The organism is Nocardia sp. NPDC102475 (assembly GCF_055584605.1).
Genome location: NZ_JBVJLS010000035.1, coordinates 40543 through 61114, shown reverse-complemented (window position 1 = coordinate 61114; position 20572 = coordinate 40543). Strand labels below are relative to the sequence as shown.

19 protein-coding genes are annotated in these 20572 nt (G+C 63.3%); 12 read left to right on the top strand and 7 right to left on the bottom strand.

The window, feature by feature from the left end:
* Nucleotides 1-169: 169 nt before the first annotated feature.
* From ACZ60G_RS39940 to ACZ60G_RS39920, 5 genes are all read left to right on the top strand, one after another.
* Nucleotides 170-1369, top strand: coding sequence for a CaiB/BaiF CoA transferase family protein (locus ACZ60G_RS39940; protein ID WP_465817157.1), 1200 nt, complete (start codon nucleotides 170-172; stop codon nucleotides 1367-1369).
* Complete coding sequence (locus ACZ60G_RS39935; RefSeq protein ID WP_465817156.1) at nucleotides 1366-2202, top strand: citryl-CoA lyase; 837 nt, start codon at nucleotides 1366-1368, stop codon at nucleotides 2200-2202. Before ACZ60G_RS39940 ends, ACZ60G_RS39935 begins: the two co-directional genes overlap by 4 nt.
* Nucleotides 2203-2266: 64 nt before the next feature.
* Complete coding sequence (locus tag ACZ60G_RS39930; protein WP_465817155.1) at nucleotides 2267-3127, top strand: DODA-type extradiol aromatic ring-opening family dioxygenase; 861 nt, start codon at nucleotides 2267-2269, stop codon at nucleotides 3125-3127.
* Nucleotides 3124-3495 carry a hypothetical protein gene (locus ACZ60G_RS39925; protein WP_465817154.1) on the top strand — a complete coding sequence of 124 codons (372 nt, stop codon included), beginning with the start codon at nucleotides 3124-3126 and terminating at the stop codon, nucleotides 3493-3495. The genes ACZ60G_RS39930 and ACZ60G_RS39925 overlap by 4 nt, the downstream gene beginning before the upstream one ends.
* A 265-nt stretch (nucleotides 3496-3760) precedes the next feature.
* Nucleotides 3761-4891: a CocE/NonD family hydrolase gene (locus ACZ60G_RS39920; protein ID WP_465817153.1), complete on the top strand. Its 1131-nt coding sequence runs from the start codon at nucleotides 3761-3763 to the stop codon at nucleotides 4889-4891.
* Here ACZ60G_RS39920 and ACZ60G_RS39915 read toward each other — a convergent pair.
* Nucleotides 4804-5316 (bottom strand): helix-turn-helix domain-containing protein, encoded by a 513-nt coding sequence (locus tag ACZ60G_RS39915; RefSeq protein WP_465817152.1) that lies wholly within the window; start codon nucleotides 5314-5316, stop codon nucleotides 4804-4806. The two genes, ACZ60G_RS39920 and ACZ60G_RS39915, sit on opposite strands and share 88 nt — an antisense overlap.
* Nucleotides 5317-5613: 297 nt before the next feature.
* Between ACZ60G_RS39915 and ACZ60G_RS39910 the strand changes: the two genes are divergently transcribed.
* The 5 genes from ACZ60G_RS39910 to ACZ60G_RS39890 are packed head-to-tail and all read left to right on the top strand — an operon-like array spanning nucleotide 5614 to nucleotide 7206.
* Nucleotides 5614-5829 carry a hypothetical protein gene (locus ACZ60G_RS39910; RefSeq protein ID WP_465817151.1) on the top strand — a complete coding sequence of 72 codons (216 nt, stop codon included), beginning with the start codon at nucleotides 5614-5616 and terminating at the stop codon, nucleotides 5827-5829.
* A 5-nt stretch (nucleotides 5830-5834) separates the two neighbouring features.
* The gene (locus tag ACZ60G_RS39905) at nucleotides 5835-6047 is read left to right on the top strand and encodes a hypothetical protein (RefSeq protein ID WP_465817150.1); all 213 of its coding nucleotides are present in this window, start codon (nucleotides 5835-5837) and stop codon (nucleotides 6045-6047) included.
* Between the two features lie 40 nt (nucleotides 6048-6087).
* Nucleotides 6088-6708, top strand: coding sequence for a hypothetical protein (locus ACZ60G_RS39900; RefSeq protein WP_465817149.1), 621 nt, complete (start codon nucleotides 6088-6090; stop codon nucleotides 6706-6708).
* 15 nt (nucleotides 6709-6723) lie between these two features.
* Entirely contained in the window at nucleotides 6724-6921 is a 198-nt protein-coding gene (locus ACZ60G_RS39895; protein ID WP_465817148.1) for a hypothetical protein, read from the top strand.
* A gap of 3 nt (nucleotides 6922-6924) precedes the next feature.
* Complete coding sequence (locus ACZ60G_RS39890; protein WP_465817147.1) at nucleotides 6925-7206, top strand: hypothetical protein; 282 nt, start codon at nucleotides 6925-6927, stop codon at nucleotides 7204-7206.
* Nucleotides 7207-7314: 108 nt separating this feature from the next.
* On the opposite strand, the gene ACZ60G_RS39885 is transcribed toward ACZ60G_RS39890, so the two are convergent.
* From ACZ60G_RS39885 to ACZ60G_RS39875, 3 genes are read right to left on the bottom strand one after another with little or no spacing between them, the layout of a single operon-like run.
* The gene (locus ACZ60G_RS39885; RefSeq protein ID WP_465817146.1) at nucleotides 7315-7755 is read right to left on the bottom strand and encodes an NUDIX hydrolase; all 441 of its coding nucleotides are present in this window, start codon (nucleotides 7753-7755) and stop codon (nucleotides 7315-7317) included.
* 6 nt (nucleotides 7756-7761) lie between these two features.
* Nucleotides 7762-9015, bottom strand: a complete 1254-nt coding sequence (locus ACZ60G_RS39880) for a DegT/DnrJ/EryC1/StrS family aminotransferase (protein ID WP_465817145.1) — start codon at nucleotides 9013-9015, stop codon at nucleotides 7762-7764.
* Entirely contained in the window at nucleotides 9012-10118 is a 1107-nt protein-coding gene (locus ACZ60G_RS39875) for a Gfo/Idh/MocA family protein (RefSeq protein ID WP_465817144.1), read from the bottom strand. The genes ACZ60G_RS39880 and ACZ60G_RS39875 overlap by 4 nt, the downstream gene beginning before the upstream one ends.
* A gap of 228 nt (nucleotides 10119-10346) precedes the next feature.
* On the opposite strand from ACZ60G_RS39875, the gene ACZ60G_RS39870 reads away from it, so the two are divergent.
* Nucleotides 10347-11603, top strand: coding sequence for an XRE family transcriptional regulator (locus tag ACZ60G_RS39870; protein WP_465817143.1), 1257 nt, complete (start codon nucleotides 10347-10349; stop codon nucleotides 11601-11603).
* Nucleotides 11600-12481 (top strand): phosphotransferase enzyme family protein, encoded by an 882-nt coding sequence (locus tag ACZ60G_RS39865; RefSeq protein ID WP_465817142.1) that lies wholly within the window; start codon nucleotides 11600-11602, stop codon nucleotides 12479-12481. Before ACZ60G_RS39870 ends, ACZ60G_RS39865 begins: the two co-directional genes overlap by 4 nt.
* A 435-nt stretch (nucleotides 12482-12916) precedes the next feature.
* Here ACZ60G_RS39865 and mobF read toward each other — a convergent pair whose 3' ends face one another.
* The 3 genes from mobF to ACZ60G_RS39850 form a co-directional block, all read right to left on the bottom strand.
* Nucleotides 12917-17608, bottom strand: coding sequence for a MobF family relaxase (mobF, locus tag ACZ60G_RS39860; RefSeq protein ID WP_465817141.1), 4692 nt, complete (start codon nucleotides 17606-17608; stop codon nucleotides 12917-12919).
* Nucleotides 17609-18451: 843 nt separating this feature from the next.
* Nucleotides 18452-19657, bottom strand: a complete 1206-nt coding sequence (locus ACZ60G_RS39855) for a hypothetical protein (protein ID WP_465817140.1) — start codon at nucleotides 19655-19657, stop codon at nucleotides 18452-18454.
* Nucleotides 19658-20008: 351 nt separating this feature from the next.
* The gene (locus ACZ60G_RS39850) at nucleotides 20009-20497 is read right to left on the bottom strand and encodes a single-stranded DNA-binding protein (protein WP_465817139.1); all 489 of its coding nucleotides are present in this window, start codon (nucleotides 20495-20497) and stop codon (nucleotides 20009-20011) included.
* Between the last annotated feature and the right edge of the window lie 75 nt (nucleotides 20498-20572).

The following is a 20572-nucleotide window of genomic DNA, read 5'->3' as shown; positions in this document are numbered from 1 at the left end:
CCCATTCGCCTCACTGGGGGCAAGCCGCTCGTGCGGTGATCTATGTGACGGTTGACACGCAACGCTGCGCGGGTGCAGTCTGAACTCATATGACGGACACTTGTCCGTCAGACGGACGGCCGGAGTGGTGGTATCCGGCATTCTCGGCTGCGGAAGGGATCCCGTCGACGTGACCGAATCTCCGGTGAACAGTGAAAACCCGAACACGTCACTCCCGCTGGCCGGGTTGATGATCGCCGACTTCTCACGTGTTCTTGCCGGGCCCTACGCGACGATGTTGCTCGCCGACATGGGCGCCGAGGTGATCAAAGTCGAGAGCCCGGGCGGAGATGACACACGCTTGTGGGTCCCACCGGTACGCGCTGACGGGGTATCGACCTATTACTCGGCTATCAACCGAAACAAGAAGTCGGTCGTGCTGAACTTCGCGGTCGACGACGATCTCGCTGTCGCCCAGGCACTGGCCACGCGTGCGGACATTGTGGTCGAGAACTTCAAGCCAGGTGGTTTGCGTCGATTCGGTCTGGACTACGACTCGGTGCGCGAGCGCAACGAGACCGTCATCTACTGCTCGATCAGCGGTTTCGGCACCGCCGAAGGCGCCTCGCTACCGGGATACGACTTGATCGTGCAGGCGATGTCCGGGCTGATGAGTCTGACCGGCGACCCCGATGGCCCCGCGTATCGGGCCGGAATCAGCGTCTTCGACGTCATGGCGGGGCTGCATTCGACCATCGGGATCCTCGCCGCGTTGCGGCACCGCTCGGAGACCGGTGTGGGCCAGCACATCGAAACTTCGCTGCTGGCTTCGGCGATGAGCGGACTGGTCAACCAGACCTCGGCCTATGTGGCAGGGGGAGTGACCCCGACTCGCATGGGAAATGCCCATCCGAGTCTGTTCCCCTACGAGCCGCTGCCGACCGCCGACAACGACCTGATCATCACCGCTGGCAATGACGCCCAGTTCCGCAAACTCGTCACCGTCCTCGGCGTCCCCGAACTCGCGGACGACGAACGATTCGCTCGCAATGCCGACCGCACCGAGCGTCGAGAAGAATTGCGCCCCTTATTGGTCGAGAAGCTCAGAACCCGGCCCGCGGCGCACTGGTTCGCCGAACTCAACGCAGTCGGCGTGCCGAACGGGCCGATCAACACCATCGCCCAGGGCGTGCAATACGCCGAAGAACTGGGGTTGAACCCCATAGTGCAGGTCGGCGCCGATGGAGCCAGCGTTCCTGGAGTACGCAACCCCATCACGTTCTCCACCATCACCCCCCGCTACGACATCGCGCCACCCGCACTCGGTGAACACACCGACGAAGTCCGAGCCTGGCTCGCCGCCGCGCCGCTGCCCTACGGAGACAAATGACCACCACCGACAAAAACGACGGCACCCGGCCGCTGCGCACCGAGTTCTCCACCTCACTCGGCACCTCCACAACCGACCATATCAACCTCCTCGGTCACGACCTCGCCAACGAACTGATGGGCAAGATCGGATTCGGTGAACTGGCATTCTGGCTCGTCGCACTGCGTCGCCCCACGGCCGGGGAGGTGCGGGTCTTCGAATCGGTGCTCGTCGCACTGGCCGATCACGGTTTCACCCCTACCGCCATCGCCGCTCGCGTCACCTACCTCAGCGCACCGGACTCCCTGCAGGGCGCCATCGCCTCGGGCCTGCTTGCCGGCGGGTCACGATTTCTCGGTGTCACCGAAGACTGCGGACAGTTCCTCGCCGATACCCTGGCCGCGCACACCGATGACGGCGGTCAACTTCCCAGCACCGACGCGGGGTGGGACACCCTCGCACTCAGCACGATCAAGGCACAACGCCAGGCGGGCAAGTTCGTGCCAGGACTGGGCCATCCCAACCATAAGAACGGCGACCCTCGCACCCCGGCATTGATTGCTATCGCCACCGAGGAAGGGCTGTACGGCCCACATCTGCAACTGTTTTCGGCCATCGGACGAATGAGTGCGCAAGGACTCGGCCGCGCACTTCCGCTCAACGGGGCCGGCGTCTGCGGCGCCGCACTCGCCGATCTCGGACTACCTCCCGAGTTGCTCCGCGGGTTCGCGCTCCTGGCACGTTGTGCCGGACTGATCGGCCAGCTCGCCGAAGAACGCCGCAACCCGATCGCCAATGACATCTACCTGAATGTCGATCGGGGTGCCTACTACGTCGAACCGGACGCGGTCTGACGCCATTCCCGACCAAGTCTTGATCGTCACCCATTCAGCCATCTCATCGACGAGGAGATCGAATATGGCGACGTTGGCCGCAGTACTCGGTACAACCCACCACCCGTTCTATTACAAGGCGACGACCGCACCCGTCGATGAACAACCCCCGTTCGCCGCTGAGTGGAAACGCAAGGTCGAGGCCTACCGCGCAACACTGACCGCCGCAAAACCGGACATCCTGGTGATGGTCGGCGCCGACCACTTCCATCAGTTCTTCCTGGACAACTACCCGACCTTCCTCATCGGCAAAGCCGCACGCTACGACGCGACGTTCTACAACGAGGAACGCGAATTCGGCATCCCCAAGTACGTCCTCGAGGGCCACGAGGAGCTGTCCGGATACATGCTCCAAGGCCTGATGGACAGGGGGTTCGACTTTTCCTTCAGTAACGAGCTGAAGATTGATCACTCCATCATCTGTCCGATCATCACCACCCGACCCGAGGCCGATCTGCCCGTGGTGCCGATCTACACCAACATCTTCGCCCCGCCGCTGCCTTCACCGAAACGGTTCTGGGACCTAGGACGTGCGATCCGCGAAGTGATCGACGAGTACCCCTCCGACAAGCGCATCGCGGCGATCGGCAGCGGGCACCTGTCGCTCGAGCTGGGCGGTCCTCGCCAGTTCGGTGAACACGGACCCGACCCGGTATTCGATGAGCAAGCCTGCCGATGGCTCGCCGCGGGCGATATCGAGGCAATCCTGGAAAACGTCACGCTCGAAACTCTCGCCGGTCATGGAAACGCCACACACGGCTTCATGGATCTGATCCTGATGATGGGCATCGCCGGACCCGAAAAGGCCGCCTACGCAGATAATTTCGATCTCTTTCACACGATGGAGGCCTACTTCACCTGGTATCCGAACGGAGCAGCGGCATGAGCAAGTACTACGTGAACAAGTTTCTCTACACGGTCGACCGCGACCCCGACTACCTCGACGCCTACGCCAGGGATGCCAAAGAATTCGTCGGGCGCTGGGAAGACGAGATCGGACCACGGCTCCTGAGTAACGCAGTCGAAAAGTCCACGGTTGTCGCCTTCACCGACGACGAACGTGAAGCACTTGTCAACCACGACTACGTGGCGCTCTTCGAAATGGGTGCGCACTTCTTTCTCAATCTGACCCTGTTCATCGCGGTCTATGACGAAGCCTGGACGTCGGAGAAAGGACCGCTGTCCTTCCAGCGTGAATTCGGTGCGCAACTGCAACATTGGCTCGGAAAGCCATACCCCTCGGTCACCACCTGACAACCCCGGTTTCTGGCAGTCGGATCACTCGTACCCACGAATAGAATGCCCAGATCGTCGGACCGGATCCCTCTTGCGGAAGTCTTAACTCCCGAAACTTTGCGACACAGGCCGCACTCGAATAAAAGGAAACCTCATGACCGCCAGCGCATTTCAACGACGGTACAAAGAAGGCGTCGAACCGGAGAAGGGCGGATATCCCGGTTTCGAATACACCCGCACCGTCGCCGACGGCCTACTCATCGAGCGTGATGTGACGGTCCCCATGCGCGACGGCGTCAACATCTACATCGATATGTTCCGGCCCTCCGACCGTTCGGGGGCCGACCTGCCCGTGCTCATCGCCTGGAGTGGGTACGGCAAACACTCACCGCAAAAGCTCGCTGACTTTCCGGCCGATACAGGTGTACCCGACGGAGTGTTGTCGCAGTACGTCGCCTTCGAATCACCCGACCCTGCCTATTGGTGTCCCGCCGGATACGCCGTCATCTTCGTCGACCCTCGCGGAACCTGGGGCTCAGAAGGAGTCGCCGAGTCATTCTGGGGCGCCGAAGAAGCCCAGGACTACCACGACCTGATCGAATGGGCCGGAACCCGATCTTGGAGCAACGGCAAAGTAGGAATGGCCGGAGTGTCGTACCTGGCCATCATTCAATGGCTCACCGCCGCAACACAACCGCCCCACCTGGCTGCCATGAACCCATGGGAGGGTGTGAGCGACCTCTACCGAGACTTCGCCTTCCACGGCGGTATGCCCGAAACCCAATTCCATCCGTGGTGGCACGAAGGCGTGCTGTTCTCCCGCACGAAGGTCGAAGACACCGTCGCGATGCGCGATGAACACCCCTTCGATGACGATTACTGGGCGACCAAACGCGCCGACTTCTCCCAAATCACCGTTCCCGCCTACGTCGTCGCCAGCTGGTCGGATCACGGACTCCACACCCGCGGCACCCTCGAAGCCTACAAGGGGTTGGGGTCGAGCCAGAAGTGGCTCGAAATCCACGGACGTAAAAAATGGGGCTATTACTATGATGCGCAGAGCAACTCGCGCCAACGCACATTCTTCGACCACTTCCTTAAAGGCGAGGACACCGATATCGGTCAGTGGCCGCCAGTGCGCCTGGAAATCCGAGATCGCTACTACGAGGGGCACGTCCGCGACGAACAGCAGTGGCCCCCGGCCGCTACCGAATACCAGCGGCTCTACCTCGATGCTGGCACAAAAACGCTACAGCGCGAACCGTCCGAGATGGAAGGGTCAGCCAGTTACATAGCTACAAACGAATATGATCACATCGTCTTCGACTACCGATTCGACACCGACACCGAAATCGTTGGCAACAGCAAACTTCGGCTCTGGGTCGAAGCCGCGGGGGCAGACTGCTGGACGTAGCGAGCCTGGCCAGCTGCAAGATGGCACAGCCGGTCACCGCCAACAACGAGATCCAACTCGTGAATTTGGTTGATACTGTCCGTGATTTGAGCGACGTCGCTGGCACCGACTTTTATCCCGGATGACGCAGTGTGGGCTGGCGCGTTTGCCGCAACTATGGCGGCGCCTGCGCCCCCGAGTGCCCCTGCTCTGAAGAAGTTACGACGGTCCACGTCTGCCTCCTCGTCCGACTCCACTATCAGTATGGCAAGCGGAACCTGAAGTGCGCGTGCGACGAGTCGCAGGACACGGACGTCGTGTGAGGCGGGGCCGCCGCGCTCCAAGCCCGAGATTGCGGGCTGGGAGAAGTTGAGCAAGTCTCCCAGCTCTGCCTGGGTCATACCGATAGATTTCCTGATCCGGCGGATGACTTCGCCGGTTGTCATATACATATCCAGCTTCCCCGATTGTCGGCTGATTTGCCCGAGCTGTCTACCTGAAAACCGTTCCCCCGCAGAATATATGGGTTTTCGTATAAATAAAACGGAAACCTAAATTTCTACGGGCACCTGGCGTTTTAGCGGGTTTACGGTCGGTTTCGGTACCCGGCATCGGGCCGACGCTGTTATCTCCTCGGGCGGCGCATTGGCCCCTGTGAGCTGGGGCCGGTGGCGACAGCACCCGGTGTCGGGCACCGCTTCACCTTTACCAACCGTTCTTTGACCGGAAAGAAGCGATGCGCGATGCCTACGAATTCCCTTGCCATGTACCAACTCATCGCCTTGTGCGACGCAGGTGCCCATCAGGCACCGATGCTGCCGTTCACGATCGCCCAAGCGCACGAGGTCATGCAGATCCACCTTGCCTGCCGAGCGAAGCGCTGCCCGCGCAAGGCGGCCGCACAGCGGATCCTGATCGAGGCAGGCCGGATAGTGCTTGCCGTGGACAGGCCACGGTGATGGTGGTGACGCGCCAGCGGCGTATCCCGCCGCCGCGCCGAATTCGCCACATCCATATCGAATCCGGAGCGTTGAACTTGGATTACCAGGCCAGCGCCGAACAAGCCCAAAACGTGGCCGATGAACTGGCCCGAGGCTTTCCCGAATTGAACGTCACCGTCGATGACGATGTGCGCGGCGATCTGCCGCCTTTGCCGTGCGGCGAACTCTGGGACTGACCGCACCGGCCATTTATCAAGTACCAGTCATCTGCGAAATATGAAGGGACGCTTCACTGTGTCATTTGACCATCAACGACCGGATCATGGTGTATTTGGGTTCCCGCCAAACAGACCGGCGTTGTTTTCAGCCCCAGTGGTAGAGGCCCAGCCCGATCAACCATTGCCGGATTCCGGATCTTTCCTTCGGGTGTTCGCACGTGTGGACGAGCCGACAACTGTTTTGATGCGTTGCGCTCAGCAGTACATCGGTATCTGCCGCTACATCTACGAGCATGGCCGCAACACGGGTGCCCCTGCCGAGGAGCACTTGTCACTGTTGACCTGGCTGATCGACCGTGAAGCGGGTGGGCACGTCAGCGGGGTTACGGTCGATGCCGACGCTCCTACCAATCCGTCGTCGTATGGCGAGATGGTGGCCTGGTTGGGCTGGAAGTACCTACAGCTGGCGCTGCGGCAGGACCAATCCGCCCACGCCGAACATGATGCGGCGGAACTGAATCGGCAGATCGAAGCGCTCGACCAGCTGGTCGCCGATGTACGGGCCGGGCGGGTGCGGTTGCTGGACACAGCGAAGGATGGGCTTCCGCCGAAAGACGATCCGGCGGGAAGGATCGACCATCGAAGACGCTGTCGCACCGCTGGCGAGCGGGTCGCCTGACGAGGCAGAGTGCTGATGACAGATCTCTCCAGCCAGAAGACATTCGTTCGTGCTGAGGGCGTGCTGGCCGAGTACATGTGCCAGGTTCACCTGATGGAGCTCACCTCTGAGCGGGCTAGGCAGCTCCTCAAAATCCACCGCTACCACCATCCCGATGATTGCGTGGTGCATTCGGAGGCGGCGTATCTGCTTGTGTGCGAGGAGGAATCCTGAACGATGCCAACGCTGCTTGTCGCTATCCCGTGGGGCGGTTCAGTCGTATTCATGGCTGTGTTGTGCTTTCGGCTGGGGTACTGGTGGAAGACGACGGAACTACAGGGGCGGCACGCGGTAGGGAATGTGTTGAGGCGGGACGATCCGTGGAAGTCCGACGAGAATGAGCACGGCGACGAAGCATCGATGAGTGCCTCATCGCCGACGAGGGTGCGGCGGTGGTGGAGCGAAGATGACGACACCGACGTACTGCTGGTGAGCGAAGACACCGCAGACGACCAGTAGCTGGGACATGCACCATCAACGGTAGCCCGCTCCGTTTCAGGAGCGGGCTGTTGGCGCTATAGGGACTTCAGTCTCGTCGCTCGGCGCCGCCGAATTGCCTGTGCCCGTTCAGATCTCCCGGTAGCGCGCCAGAATCTGCTTGACAGCATCGGTGACTGGTGGTTCTTCGACCAGACTGGTCCATGTGTAGGCGTCGTGTTCAGTCAGCTCCACAGGCTCAGCGCGCTCGACGTCGACGGTGAAGTTGAACTGGCGGCTTTTCTTGCCGCTGCCGGATTGGTAGTCGAACTCACCGAGGTAGTTCGTGATCGCGGTGACGTCGAGGCCGGTTTCTTCCTTGACTTCCCGGATGAGGGCTTGGTCGATGACTTCGCCGGGGTCGACTTTGCCGCTGGGAAGTTCCCAGATCCCACCCATGAAATCGTCGGAGGGCCGTTGCAGCAGCAGGACTTTTCCGTCGTGTTGGACGACTGCACCGACAACGAGTTGTTGCACCTCATCCCGGTCCGCTTCGCGCGTCAGCTTCTCCAGCAGTGTTGCTTCGATCATCGAGTTCTACCCTTTCAGGTCGGCGTGGTGGGTGATGACTTTGTAGAGCGCTTCGATGTAGCGGTCGACGAGGGGCAGGTCCTCGTCTCGATGCCAAACAGGGAGCTTGAGCGTGGCGTGGTGGAGCTCTTCGGCTCGTGGGTAGTCGCCCGCAGCGTAGGCCAGTTTGCCGGTGAAGGCCGGGAACAACGGACCTGGCTCCTGGAAGAGCGGCAGGAGATTGAGTGGACAGGTCGATCCCGGCCGGTCGAATTCGTTGCAGCCCTCGGCCTGCAACGCGGCGTGGAAGCGTTCGACCGGCACGTCATCGAAGAATTCACTGTCGTAGAGGATCGTGAATCCGTACCAGGCTGGTCGTGTGTGTGGTTCGTGCCAGGTGATGGTCAGTCCCGGTTCTCGCTGGAGTTCGTCGTGGATGTGCTCGGCGATCCGCTGCCGCCCGTCGAGGTAGTCATCCAGATGTGAAAGTTGTTGCAGTGCAAGGGCCGCGGCCAGTGGGTGGATGCGATGTTTGAGTCCCATACCCGTCACGGCGTAGCGACTGAGGTCCGAATGCGCTGGGATTTCGTTTCGGCAACGCTTGTTGTATTGGCCGTGCAGCAAGACGCGGTGATACACCTGCTCGTCATCGGTGAGGATGAAGCCGCCTTCCCCGGCTGACAGCGGTTTTGGCCCGTTCATGCTGAAAGCGGCGGCTTGTCCGAACGTGCCGAGCTTCTGCTCACCGATGCTGGCCCCGTGAGCGTGGGAAGCGTCTTCGAGCAGTAGCAGCCCATGAGCGTCTGCCAGTGTTTTCAGTCGTCGAATTTGCGCGGGCATCCCCCACATATGCGTTACCACAATGGCTTTAGTGCGCTCGGTGATGCGTCGCGGCACATCGACTGGATCGAGGTTTCCACTGGTGTCGCAATCGGCCAGGACGGGAGTCGCGCCTAAGTGCAGCAGTGGTGTGGCAGTGGCGAAGAAGGTATACGCAGGCACAATCACCTCATCACCTGGCCCGATGCCGCAGGCGGCGTACATCGAATACAGTGCAGCGGTGCCTGAGCTGGTGAGGACGGCGTAGCGGGCACCGAAGTAGTGCTGAAGCGCGTCTTCGAGTCGGGCGATGACACCGGAGCGGTCGTAGATCGAGATGCCCTCGTCGAGCTGATCGAGGATGGCGATGCTGGTGGCCTCGGTCAGTGGTGGCCATGAAAAATGCGGTGCTGCTTCGGATATGACGGGTGGGCCGCCGAGCAGCGCGAGTGGTGAGGTCACAAGAGCTCCTTGGGGTTGATGTGGGTGTGGGTGCGTGCGGCGTCGTAGCAGGCGGCGACGAAGGCCATGTGGTCGAGGTTTTCGTTTGGACCGCTGAGGTTGGGTCGGGTGCCGTCGATGACGCGGTGGAAGTAGTCGATCTGGCAGGCCGCGGCCGAGGGCCAGGCTTGTTCACGATGCAGCGACTCGATGACCTCGCCGCTGTTGGTGAGTCGGCGGATGCGGCCACGCTCCAGATGCACGACGCCCTCGGACCCGACGAGCCGGATCTCCTCGGTCTTCGGTCCGATGAACCGCGAGAGCAGCAACGAGCCGTAGAGGCCGCTGTCATAGGAAAAGTGAACGAGCGCAGTGTCTTCGGCGTCGTAGCGTCGGTCCGGTCGCGCACCGACCGACAGCTCGGCTGTGATGCTGTCGGGCAATCCGAAGTACCAGACAAGTAGGTCGATGAGGTGGTAGCCCATGTCGATCACGCAGCCGCCACCCGCCTTGGCGCTCTGCCCGCGCCAACCCTCCGACGGATCATCGACATGCACGGTGTAGCGCGCGTCGATCAGAAACGGCGTGCCGACCTGGTCAGCGAGCTGCGGGAAGCTCGAATAGATCGGATTGAATCGCCGCTGCAGCGTAACCATCAGCTCGATACCGGATCGATCGCACAACTCCGCCAGGTCAATGGCCTCGATCAGGTTGGTGGCGAACGGCTTCTCCTTGAGGACGTGGACCTTGTGCTCCGCGGCTGACTCGATCACCGCTCGACCGACGTCGTGCGGCACGCAAACCACTACAAGGTCAAGTGCCTCGGCTTCGAACATTTCGCGGTAATCGGCGAATCCGGGCACCTGATGCACTGTTTGCTGCTCGCGCACGACACTCGCATCCTCGTCACAGACGGCGGCGAGCTCGACATGATGTGACGCCACGAGCGCTGGTAGGTGATCGTTTATTGCCTGATGCCCGAGGCCCACTACACCGGCGCGCAGTGTTGCGCTGCGGTCAGTGACACGGCGCGATGTGCGCCACCCAGCTTCAACATCCGGGCCGACGATGCGCGACACCGGTGCCGCACCGAGAGCACCTCGGACCGATTCGCATGGTCTCATTGGATCCCCCAATTGATCACGTTGTGCATGACGCCTCCGCCAGATCGGAGCCGTTGTTCCAGCCTCACGCACGCGACGCTTCTAAAAGAGGGCAAGTTACGGGGCAGATAGTCTGCCCCGACTCAGCGTCGGTGCCGCTGGATAGACTGAGCCGCGACCGATACCGGCAAGGGACGCATGCAACCAAACGTGCAACTCCAGCAGCGACGGGAAGCTACACCGTCGCGGGTGAGACCTGGTCAGGTAATGGGCCGCGCCGAGCTGGCCGAGGCCGTCAACACCTACATCTGGCGCAAGCACGGTCAACGGCGCGAACTCGATGCCCACACCATCGCCCGCTACGAGCGCGGCACTGTCCGCTGGCCCAACGAGCTCTATCGGGAAGCCTTCCGCGCCATCCTGCACGCCACCGACAGTGAACTGGGTTTCGTACCGAGTCGTCGGCGACGTGAAGCAGTAGCACAGCCAGACGGGTTGCTCGCGACAAACCTGTTCAGCCCTTTCGATCCAGGCATCGGTCCCGCCCACTATTTCGGACCTAGCGCCGACGACAAGCTGATCCGCTGTGTCGGCACAACCGAGGTCGTCGACGTCCAAACCGCCACGCGCACAATCGCTTCGGCGGAGAACCTGCGTGGTGGCGGCTCGATCAGCCTTGTCGCGGGCAGACAACTTGGCCACTTCGTCCGCCTACTCGATGCGAAGGCGTCGCCGGGCACTCGCCGGGCTCTGCTCGAAGCGATTGGCAACTTCGGCAGTGTCGCTGGGTATGCCGCCTTCGACATCGGCGATCACGCGGTGGCGGAGCGCAGGTTCCGGCTCGCATTGTGGTGCGCCGACACAGCCGGATCATGGGAACTGCGCGCCAGCACACTGGCCGACATGGCGCGCAAGCTGGCGTATATCGGCAACCCTGATGGCGGATTGTCGCTCATAGAGCTGGCCCAGGTGCGATCCGACCGGCTGTCTGCCACAGCACGCGCCATGCTCAGCGCCTTGCGCGCCCAATACTTGGCCTCCATGGAACGACCTGACGAAGCACTCTCCGAAGTAGGACGCGCCGACGAGTACTTTGCCCAGCGCAGCCCCGCCACCGACCCGCCCTGGCTGTGCTTCTACGACGAGGCGGAGCACCTCGGTAGCACCGGCAAAGCTCTGATTCCGGTTGCGAGGACTCGCAATCGAATCGAGTTGGCGGCCCCGAGGATTCGACAAGCCGTCGAACTTCAAGCTGCGGAATACCCCCGTTCCCAGACGTTCTCGCTCACCCGACTGGCTACCCTGACCATGCGGCTAGGCGACCCGAGAGAAGCAGTCGCCCTCGGAACCCGCGCTGCCACGCAGGCGATCCAATTCGATTCCCATCGCATCCAGAAGGAACTGCAGCGATTGGCCGCTGCTTCGTCTCGTCACCGGCGAATGAGCGACGTCGTGGAACTGTGCGAGGTCATTACCCGCCGATCTGCGGCGAAAGCAGCGCTATGAACGCCACATCGTCATCGGAGGCAATACTGGCGAAGGCTGCCCGACAAGCTGGACTTGCCCTGAATGACCCGGAGGTGATCCGCGAGGGATCCCACGCCATTTACCGCATCGGCGACATCGTGGCACGGATCGGGAGACCGGGCAGCCTGAAGGATGCTGAGCGGGAGTTACGAGTGTCGCAGTGGCTCAACAGTTCTGGCATCCGAACGGTGGAGACGGTCTCGGAACTGCCTCAACCGATCGTTGTCGACGACCGACCCGTCACCTGGTGGCGTCTCATCCCGGATCATCGGCCCGCCACCCCTGCCAAACTGGGAGCAATGCTGCGAGCACTGCATTCGTTGACACCACCGGCCGATTTTGAGCTGCCGAGTTACGACCCGTTCGGTGATCTTCGCGAACGATTGGCGACGGCGGGCACGGTGGCCGACGATGACCGCACGTGGCTACTGACGCGATACGACGAACTACACCAGCGATATGACAAGCTGCCGGATCCGCTACGGCTCGCGGTAATTCATGGTGATGCCTGGCAAGGCAACCTGGTCGTGCCGCCATCGGGCACTCCCATAGTCCTGGATTTGGACAAGGTGTCGGTTGGCCGACCGGAATGGGATCTCATTCAGCTCGCCGTCGACTACACCGACTTCGCGCGGATTCCCGCCGCTGACTACCTGTCGCTGGTGAACGCTTATGGCGGCCAGGACATTACAGATTGGTCGGATTTCAGACTCTTCGCCGATATCCAAGAGCTACGTTGGGTGGGGTTCGCGTTAGAGCGAGCAGGAGCGAACGAGAGTGCGGCGCAACAAGCGAAGCATCGAATTGCTTGCGTGCGTGGGCAAATACCGAAACCGTGGGTATGGAAGGCACTCTGAGCCGGTGGCAGCATCGACGTCCCGGATAGCGGTTTCTGCTGACGCTGAACACGGCTCGGCAGTGCAGTAGATCGAGCACCGGGCCAGGAGTTTCTTGCAGGTACCGGGCCGTGCGGATGCGGTCCAAGCTCACAGGTAGGTCACCGGCGCGGCGCTGAGGCGAGGTCTGGGTCACCAGGCACTGTCAGCGCGGTGAACTGAGTTGTGTTGATCCGGTCGTAAGGGTCGCTTCGCTCAGCTGCGCCAGCACCAACATGATGTGAGGCGGGAGTTGAGCAGAGGCGCATCTACCGGAGAACTGGCCAGCTCTGCCCGCGTTATTCGCCGAATGCGAATACGAACGCTGCTGGGGCCGAGGACCGCGCTGCTGGCCGACGGGTGGCTGCTGGAACTCGCCGATAGCCGAACGGAATTCGATGTCGTTGGTGAACCGTTCTACAGGCCGAGATCGTCGTAGCCGAACGGCGGATCGATGACCGGGTCGAGCTCGTATTCCGGGGGATCTTCGGTGGCGTTGTCATGCTGGTGGCGGGCGCGAAAGGCGTCCTCGGCGTCGGCTTGTTGGGGTGTGAGTTGGGCGCGGCGTTGTTGTTCGGTGTTGAGGTCGGTGAGTTCGTCTTGCAGCCAGGTGGCGGTGTCGACTGCTGTCGTGTCCGCGGATGCGGTGCCTGGTGCGGGTCCGTAGAGGATGGCTTCGGTCTCGGCGAGATCGATGCGCTGGCTGATGTCGGTGATGGCTTGGGTGAGTTGGTCGTCGGTGAGCATCTGCACGGGGTCGCCCGCATCGAGGGGAGTACCGGTGGGTGGTGTCGGTTGTGCGGTGCTGTCGCTGTGCGAGTGGTCGTGTGGTTCGGGTTCGGGGTGATGCTCGGGTGGGTGCATGGCGGGCTCCGGGGGGTGGGTGTGTTCGTGCAGGAGCGCGTCGATGCGCCAGGCCAAGGCACTGGCGTACTGGTCTGGACGAAGGTTCGCGGTGGGGTCGGGTTGGGCGGCGAGGATGAGTTCGTATGCGGTGGTGAGGAGTTCGGCTGGTGTCCAGTCGGTGCCGGTGCCGGTGCCGGTGGCGCGGTCGATCGCGGCGACCAGGCGTGGCCAGGCGGGGTCGTTGATGACGCGGTGCGCGGTGTCGGCGCCGATGATCTGGTGCAGTTCGGTGGTCCAGTCGGGGGTGAGGTTGCCGGTGTCGGTGACTTCGACGGCGGAGAGTTCGAGCTCGAGTCGCGACCACAGGGCTGCGGCGGGCATGTCGTCGGGCAACGCCCGGAGCGCGGCGGCGTGGGTCAATCGGGCTTTGATGTCGATACCGGATCGGTGGGCGACCTCGATTTTGTCGGCGAGGATCGGCCACCATGGGTCGGTGAGGATGCGGGATTCGAGGTGTGTGATTAGCGGCGCCCATGTGGTGGCGGGCAGGTTCAGGTCGCCGAGGGCGTCGGTGACGCGTACGTCGAGCAGCTGTTGGTGTTCGCGTTCGCCCACGGTGTAGCGGGCGGGTCCGGTTGGCCGTGGATCGCGGTCGTCGATGTGTAGGGAGGCCCGCCACACGGCGAGGTCTGCGAGCAGTCGTGGATCCGAGCCGATGAGCGGGCGTGCCCAGTGCGGTGCGGACGCGGGTGTCCAGGTCTGGACGTCGTCACGGATTTGGGTCGCAAGGTCGGTGACGATGCGGGCGCGAGCAGCGAGTTGGGTGGAGTCGAGTTCGGGACGTAGCCCGCGCGGGATGCCAGATGCCCATGGCAGGGGTGCGTTGCGGGTGGAGTGCGTGCCGGAGGGATCCAGTCGCCAGTCCAGGACGGCGGCAACGTCATCGGCGGTGTCGAGTTCGCGGGCGTTCGCGGCGGTGCGTAAGGCGGTGATGGGGTCGCGCCCGGACAGCGCGATCATCGCCAAGTGTTGCCGCAGGACGGGGTAGGCGGGGCTGTCGGTGAGATTGGGTCGCAGCGCTTCGGCGGCGGCGTCGAGGCGTTCGAGTCCGTCTGGGCCGAGGGCGTTTTCGGCGGCGACACCGATCGCGTCGAGGTAGATATCGAGCGCGCGACCGATCCGTTTGTGCGGATCGAGCGCGTCGCGCAGCATGGTGTGCGCCGAGTTTTGTGCGCCGTCGCGCCCGAAAATGCGCAGCAAAAGCTCGACAGCTGTGCGCGGAAACACCGCCGGTTCACTCCAAAACGAGCCCTCACTGCCGTCCAACGCGGTCGGTACGTAGGCGTGGTTGGCGTGAATTCCGCGGGTGAGTGCGACGTAAAGCTGTTGCCGGGACTCGCCTCCGGTGAGCGCGACATGACACGAATCGGCGGTGATTCCTTGCGCGGAATCGATCGTTGCCGCGTACCCGAGACGCACATTCGCGGCCACGTAATCGGCGGGAAGCCACACACTATGACCAAGTTTGTTGGCCGAACGCAGATGTGCGGCGGTCAGACTGCCATCCGCGTGCACGGCGGTGACGGTCCAGGAATAGCCGTTGCGGACCCAATCATCGGTACCGAGTCGTAGTCGTCGGTTGTTGCGGCGGGTACGGATCGTGTCCCCAACCGATGCGTGAAGACCGTCGACGAGAACACATTCCTCGCTCACTACACCGCCATTGCGGGCGATGCGGTCGGCGCGAGCGCGCGCATTCAGCTCGGTGACGACGTCGTGGGTCGCGGCCAACATGATGGTGTCGCGGCCCGCGAGGTGGTCGGCGATCCAGGCGGTGTAAGCGTCATCGTGGGTGGCCCCGGAATGTCCGGCGTGGATGCGGCCGTTGTCCAGATACCAGCCCAGCGCGGCCGGATCCCCTTCGCGTAGTTGCAAACTCGCGGTGGCTTCGGCGTTCGAGGCGAACCGTACGACATGGGTCAGCGTCATGCTCGCCTCGGGTGCTGCGTGATCCATGTCGGTGTCGGCGCCGCCGGCTTCGATCGAGGCGAGCTGGTGTGGGTCGCCGATGCAGCGGATCGTCGCGCCGCGGTCGTGCAGGAATCGCAGCAGGCGTAGGCGTTTGAGGTTGCCGATCTTGACGTGCTCATCGACGATCACCAACGTGTCGGGGTCGATGTCGAGGATCCATTGCGGCAGCGACGGCGGTATATCCCGGTCCAGCGCCGGGTTGTCCGAGCGTGGGGTGTGCCGGTCCAGGACGTCGAGGACCTTGTCCACTGTCTCCACCCGCGCACCAATCGCTTTACCCAACTGGGCGGCCGCCGACGCGGTCGGCGCCAACCCGAGGACCCGGCCGCCACTGGAATGCCAGGCGTCGGTGAGCACGGCCATCGCGGTGGTCTTGCCTGTTCCCGCTGGCGCGTTCGTGGTGCGTACCCGCAGACTCGAGGAGGCGAATCCTCGGATCACGCTGATCTGCCCGGCGTTGAGCGGGCGTTCGGGATTTCGGGTGTTATAGCAGTGCACCGCCGCGGTGACCGCGTCCATCGGTAATTGTCGTGCGCCCGGCTGCACCGACAGGTCGATCAGCTGCTGCTCGATCGACAGCATCCGTGCCGAGGTGTAGACCTGTGCGCCGGAGGTGGTGTAGACGCTGGTGCCGTCGCGGCGACGCAACAGCTCTGGCACGGTGTGTAGTTCGGGTTCGTCGGTCAGATCGGGGTCACCGCGGGCGATCACATGCTCGGGTGAAAGTGTTTCGGCCAGGACCGCTTCGGTGGCCTGTTGCCAGTCCCGGCTGCGTATGTGGCCGCGGATTTGGCGTTCGATTTCGGCCCGCAGGTTGGTGGCAGTCCAGGTGGAGCGGTGCTCGGAAACCACCTCGATGACCCGCTGCGCGGTCCGGTTGATCCACGCCGTCGTCACCGCAACACGCTGGAGCCGCACCGGATTCACGACCGCGACGAGCATCGACGAGAGTGCTTCGCGGCCGCCGAGCAGTGCCATCGCTTGGGAGCGCCAGGTGCTGCGCTGCTCGGCCAGTGACCGCAATTGGTGTTTGGGCGGTCGGGTTTCCAGGGCGGCCTGCTGGGCGAGGGCATACATTTCGGTGGGGGTCGGTTCGCGGTCGAACCGATGCTGGAACCGTGCCGCGAGGTCCCCGACACGCTCCTTGATCGCGGCTTCGCGCCGTGACCACGCCTCGATCAACGGTGTTGGGATGCCAACGATTTCGCGGACCGGGCGCTTGGACGGATCGGTGGTGGGGCGCTCGGCGAACTCGACACCCACCAGATCTTCGAGGTGGTGTTCCAGGCGGGTGTTGTAGATCTCGGAGACGGTGACCACCGCGCGGTAGATCGCGGTCCCGTCGAGGGTGCGCCACCGCCCATCATCGGTGCGGACCCGGTTGGCGATCAGTACGTGGGTGTGCAGGTCCGGATCCCCGGCCCGGCTGTCGCGGTGCGTGAACTGAGCTGCCACGATGCCCTCCACATCGACTTGGCGCACACCATTGCGACCCAACCGCGTGAACACCGCATGCTGTTCGAGCCGGCCGAGGGCGTCGCGCACCGCACGTTGATGCGCGAGTTCGACCTTCTCCGCGACAGTCCGTGGCGCGATCGCCCACAACGCCGACACCGACTTAACCGGGGAGAAAGTGATGTCGAAACTGGCGACCGCGACGGTGTTCGGGCGCGAGTTTTGTGCCACCCATCCCGATAATTCCCGCTCGTTCAGTGGCGCGCGATCGTAGGTTTCGCAGAACATATCGAACGCGATACGGGTCCGAATGTGTGAACGTTCGTCGTCGCTAATAGCGTCATTAGGGTCGAATCCGTGCGCGATATTGTGTCGCTTGAAAGCGTCCGCGCACCGTGTACGGAACTCGGAAACCTCGGCATAAACCCGGAACGGATTACCTAAACGCGACGCCTGATCGGCAGCACGCGCGGCGTCTCTATGCGTAGCCCCCTTGCCGATCTCGGTGTCGTAGACGCGGGCTTCGATCACCTCCGCGTTCGGATGACGCCCCAGTCCGAACAGGGATTTCATCTGTTCCTCGGTGACTTCGTCGCCCGGTTGCAGGCCTAGCGTGTCCAGGCCCGTGCCGTGCCAGCGGCCCGGAGCTTCCCCGTGAGCGGAGTAATAATCGGCGAGGCTGGAACGGCCACGAGCCGACACGTCATTCGCGGCGACATTGCGCAGATAATATTGATACCCATTGCCTGCCACGACTTTATGAATCGTCGCGGTCATATATCCATCAAGCACTCGACCGGCCATTTACGCCAGGGTTGGATTTGACTATTTTTTCGTCAAATCAAACAAAACCCCTGGTCGTTACCGAATCGCAACGGTGGAGGCTAACAAGACGGCGCAATCGGACCCTGCAACCTCGCTCCTAGCGATGAAGCTTGTCGTGTCAACGATCCCCTAGTCGGTGCAAGCGTGTCACGGAAACCGCTCCGGATAGTCCACCTGGGAGACCGCTAGCTTGTCGCATTTGCGCTTACAGTCCGGAAAGTAGTGGTGCCTCGGATGCAAAAGGTGTGCTTGTGAAAATGAGGGGGAGTGGGGTGGTGAGGGTGAAAGTGAGGAGGAGCAGGGGTGAGTGGGGTTGTGTGGTGGCGGTTTGCGCGTGGAGGGGAGTTTAGTTGTGGGCGTGAGGGTGTGGGTGGGGTTGGTGATCGGTGCGGGTTGGTGGTGGCCGGTCCGTCGGGGGAGTGGGCACCGCGACGGACCGGGTCTCGCGAGGCGCCGATGATCCCGGGCGGCGGGGAATCGCTGTGCGCGAGCGGTTCTGGGCTACCTCGCGCCGCGCTCTGCAGCGGTGGTGGAACACCGGCGGCGGCACCGAGATTTCGGTCAGGCGCCGCGCCCAGTACGCGAGGATGGCGAGCCAGCACAGGACCCAGATCGAGGAGTAGTGGTCGGCGAGTAAGTCGAGCCAGGGGTGAGGCACGGCGTGTACCGCCAAGGCGGTTAGGACTGAGGGAAGTCCGGTGGTTGGTGTCCGGTCCGCCGCAGGAGCGCGACACTGCGGCGGACCGGGGTTGTGAGACCCGTTGTGGGTGGGCCGGTGTGGAGACGACCTGATGGTCAGGCGGCGGTGCGGTAGAGGTCGCGGCAGTCGCCGCACAGGTCGTCGATGTCGATGTCGCGGCCGGGGGTGTGGCAGGAGCAGCACCGTCCGGTCCGCAACTGCACCGGAGTCAAGGTCGTGATCGGCGTGCTCGGTGCCGATGGTTGCGCGGCCCGGTCGCGGACGGCCATGACCAGCCCGGCCACGATCCGGGTGGAGCGTTGCTGCAAGTCGTGCAGCAGTGCGGGTGCGGCGGCGGGGTAGTGGTCGGTGAGGTGTTGGCAGTAGGCGGCGACTTCGTCGGCGAGGGTGAAACCCGCCGGGAGGGCGGGGATTCCGGTGCGGTTGTGGTCGCGGCAGTGTTGGCAGAGTCCGTCGTCGCTGAGGCGGCGACCGTCAGGGTCGGTGCGGAAGTGGTCGCTGCAGGCGCGTTCGCCGAAGCAGTGGACACACACCCAGCCTTGCAGTGGCGGCAGTGTGGTGTGGTCGTAGTCGAGGCCGTTGCCGTTGGGTAGGAAGGCGGGTCGAGCGTCGTCGCGGATGTCGAGGCCGGTTCGGGTGCGGGCGATCGCGTCGGTGTCGAAGTCCTCGTGGGTGCGTGCCCCGGCGCGGTCGCGTTCGGCGCGGACCTGCTCGGCGACCTGGCGCACGTAGTGCCGATCCCAGGCTGAGGGTTCGTAGGGTCGGTCGGTGTCGAGCAGGAAGCGGGTGCGGATGTAGTCGGTGACGACCCGGTCCTCGTGCACGCGACGGCGTTTTGTCGTGATCGCCTCGATGTGTTCCTCGCGCCGCCTCGCGCGTTTGGCCGCGATCTCGGTGGCGGTAGAGGGTTCGCGGTTCAGCACGGGGGTGTCGTCGGTGGCGAGGACCCGCCGGACATCCGAGTCGATGGCGGTGAGCGGCACGGTCGTGACCCATCGGGGTTGCTGCTCGGTGGGGCGATAGAGGCCGGGGTCGGTGCGGGTGACGAACACGTCCAGCCACGCCCGCAGGTCGGGATCCGAACGTCGCCACAACGAACGCAGTTGCGCGCGCGCACTGGTGTAGAGGGCGTGGGTGAAGGTGTCGGCGAGTCGGACGAGCCGGTGGAGGTCCTCGGTGGTGGCGAGAGTGGTGAGGGCGTGCTCGAACGCGTCTCGGGCCTCGTCGTGTAGACCGGCTTCGAGTTGCCAGTTGATGTGGGTGATCGCGTCGAGGAACGACGGGGATTCGGTGTTGGCCATCGGAGTTTTCCCTTTCGTGCGAGCGTGACGACCCTTCCCCGTGGGGAGGTGACATTCCACAGGGATGGTCGGCTGGCCGGGTGGCCAGCCCGAGGGCGTTTTCGACCGGGGCGGTGTTCGGCGTGGTGGGGAACGCGCCGGGGCGTGCACCACCGAATTTCGAACTACCGACCGCCGCGTAGCTATGTGGCGGAAGCGAAATTCGGTGGTGCCGGGCGCGGGCCCTGCCGTGTCGAGCGACGCTCTGGTAGCCCTCGGTCCGGGCTGGACGAACGGCCAGACGGGCATCCCCCGCCCACCCGATAACTCCCGCTCACCTCCCTACGAGAGGTGAGCGGAAGCATCATCGGGTCAGAAGCTAGGCTCCTCACCGGTACCGGCGAACGCCGGTTCACGCGAGCCGACCGACGCCCACGGATCATCGGAACTCGCTCTGGAGCCGATGGTGGTGTCGGTCCTAGGGGTGGTGCGCCGGCTGGTCTTGGTCACCGTGGCCGTGGCGAAGCGCAACGATACGGCGACCTCGTCGGCGTCGAGCTCGACGACGGTGCGCTTGTCACCTTCGCGGGTCTGGTAGCTGCGTTGCTTGAGTCGTCCGGTCACGATCACCCGTGCACCACGGGGTAGCGACGACTCGGCCACGTTCTCTGCGGCCTCGCGCCAGATGCTGCAGGGCATGAACAACGGGTCCCCGTCGGTCCACTCGTTGGTGGTGCGATCGAGGTAGCGTGGGGTCGAGGCGACCGTGAAGTTCACGACCGCGACTCCCGCGGGCGTAAACCTCAGTTCGGGTGCGGCAGTGAGATTTCCGATGACGGTAATGACCGTTTCTGCGGCCATGATGATCCTCCCAGGATAGTAGTGGACAGTGCTTGCTCCCGGATGCACAAGGCAGCAGGAGATTTGAGGAACACC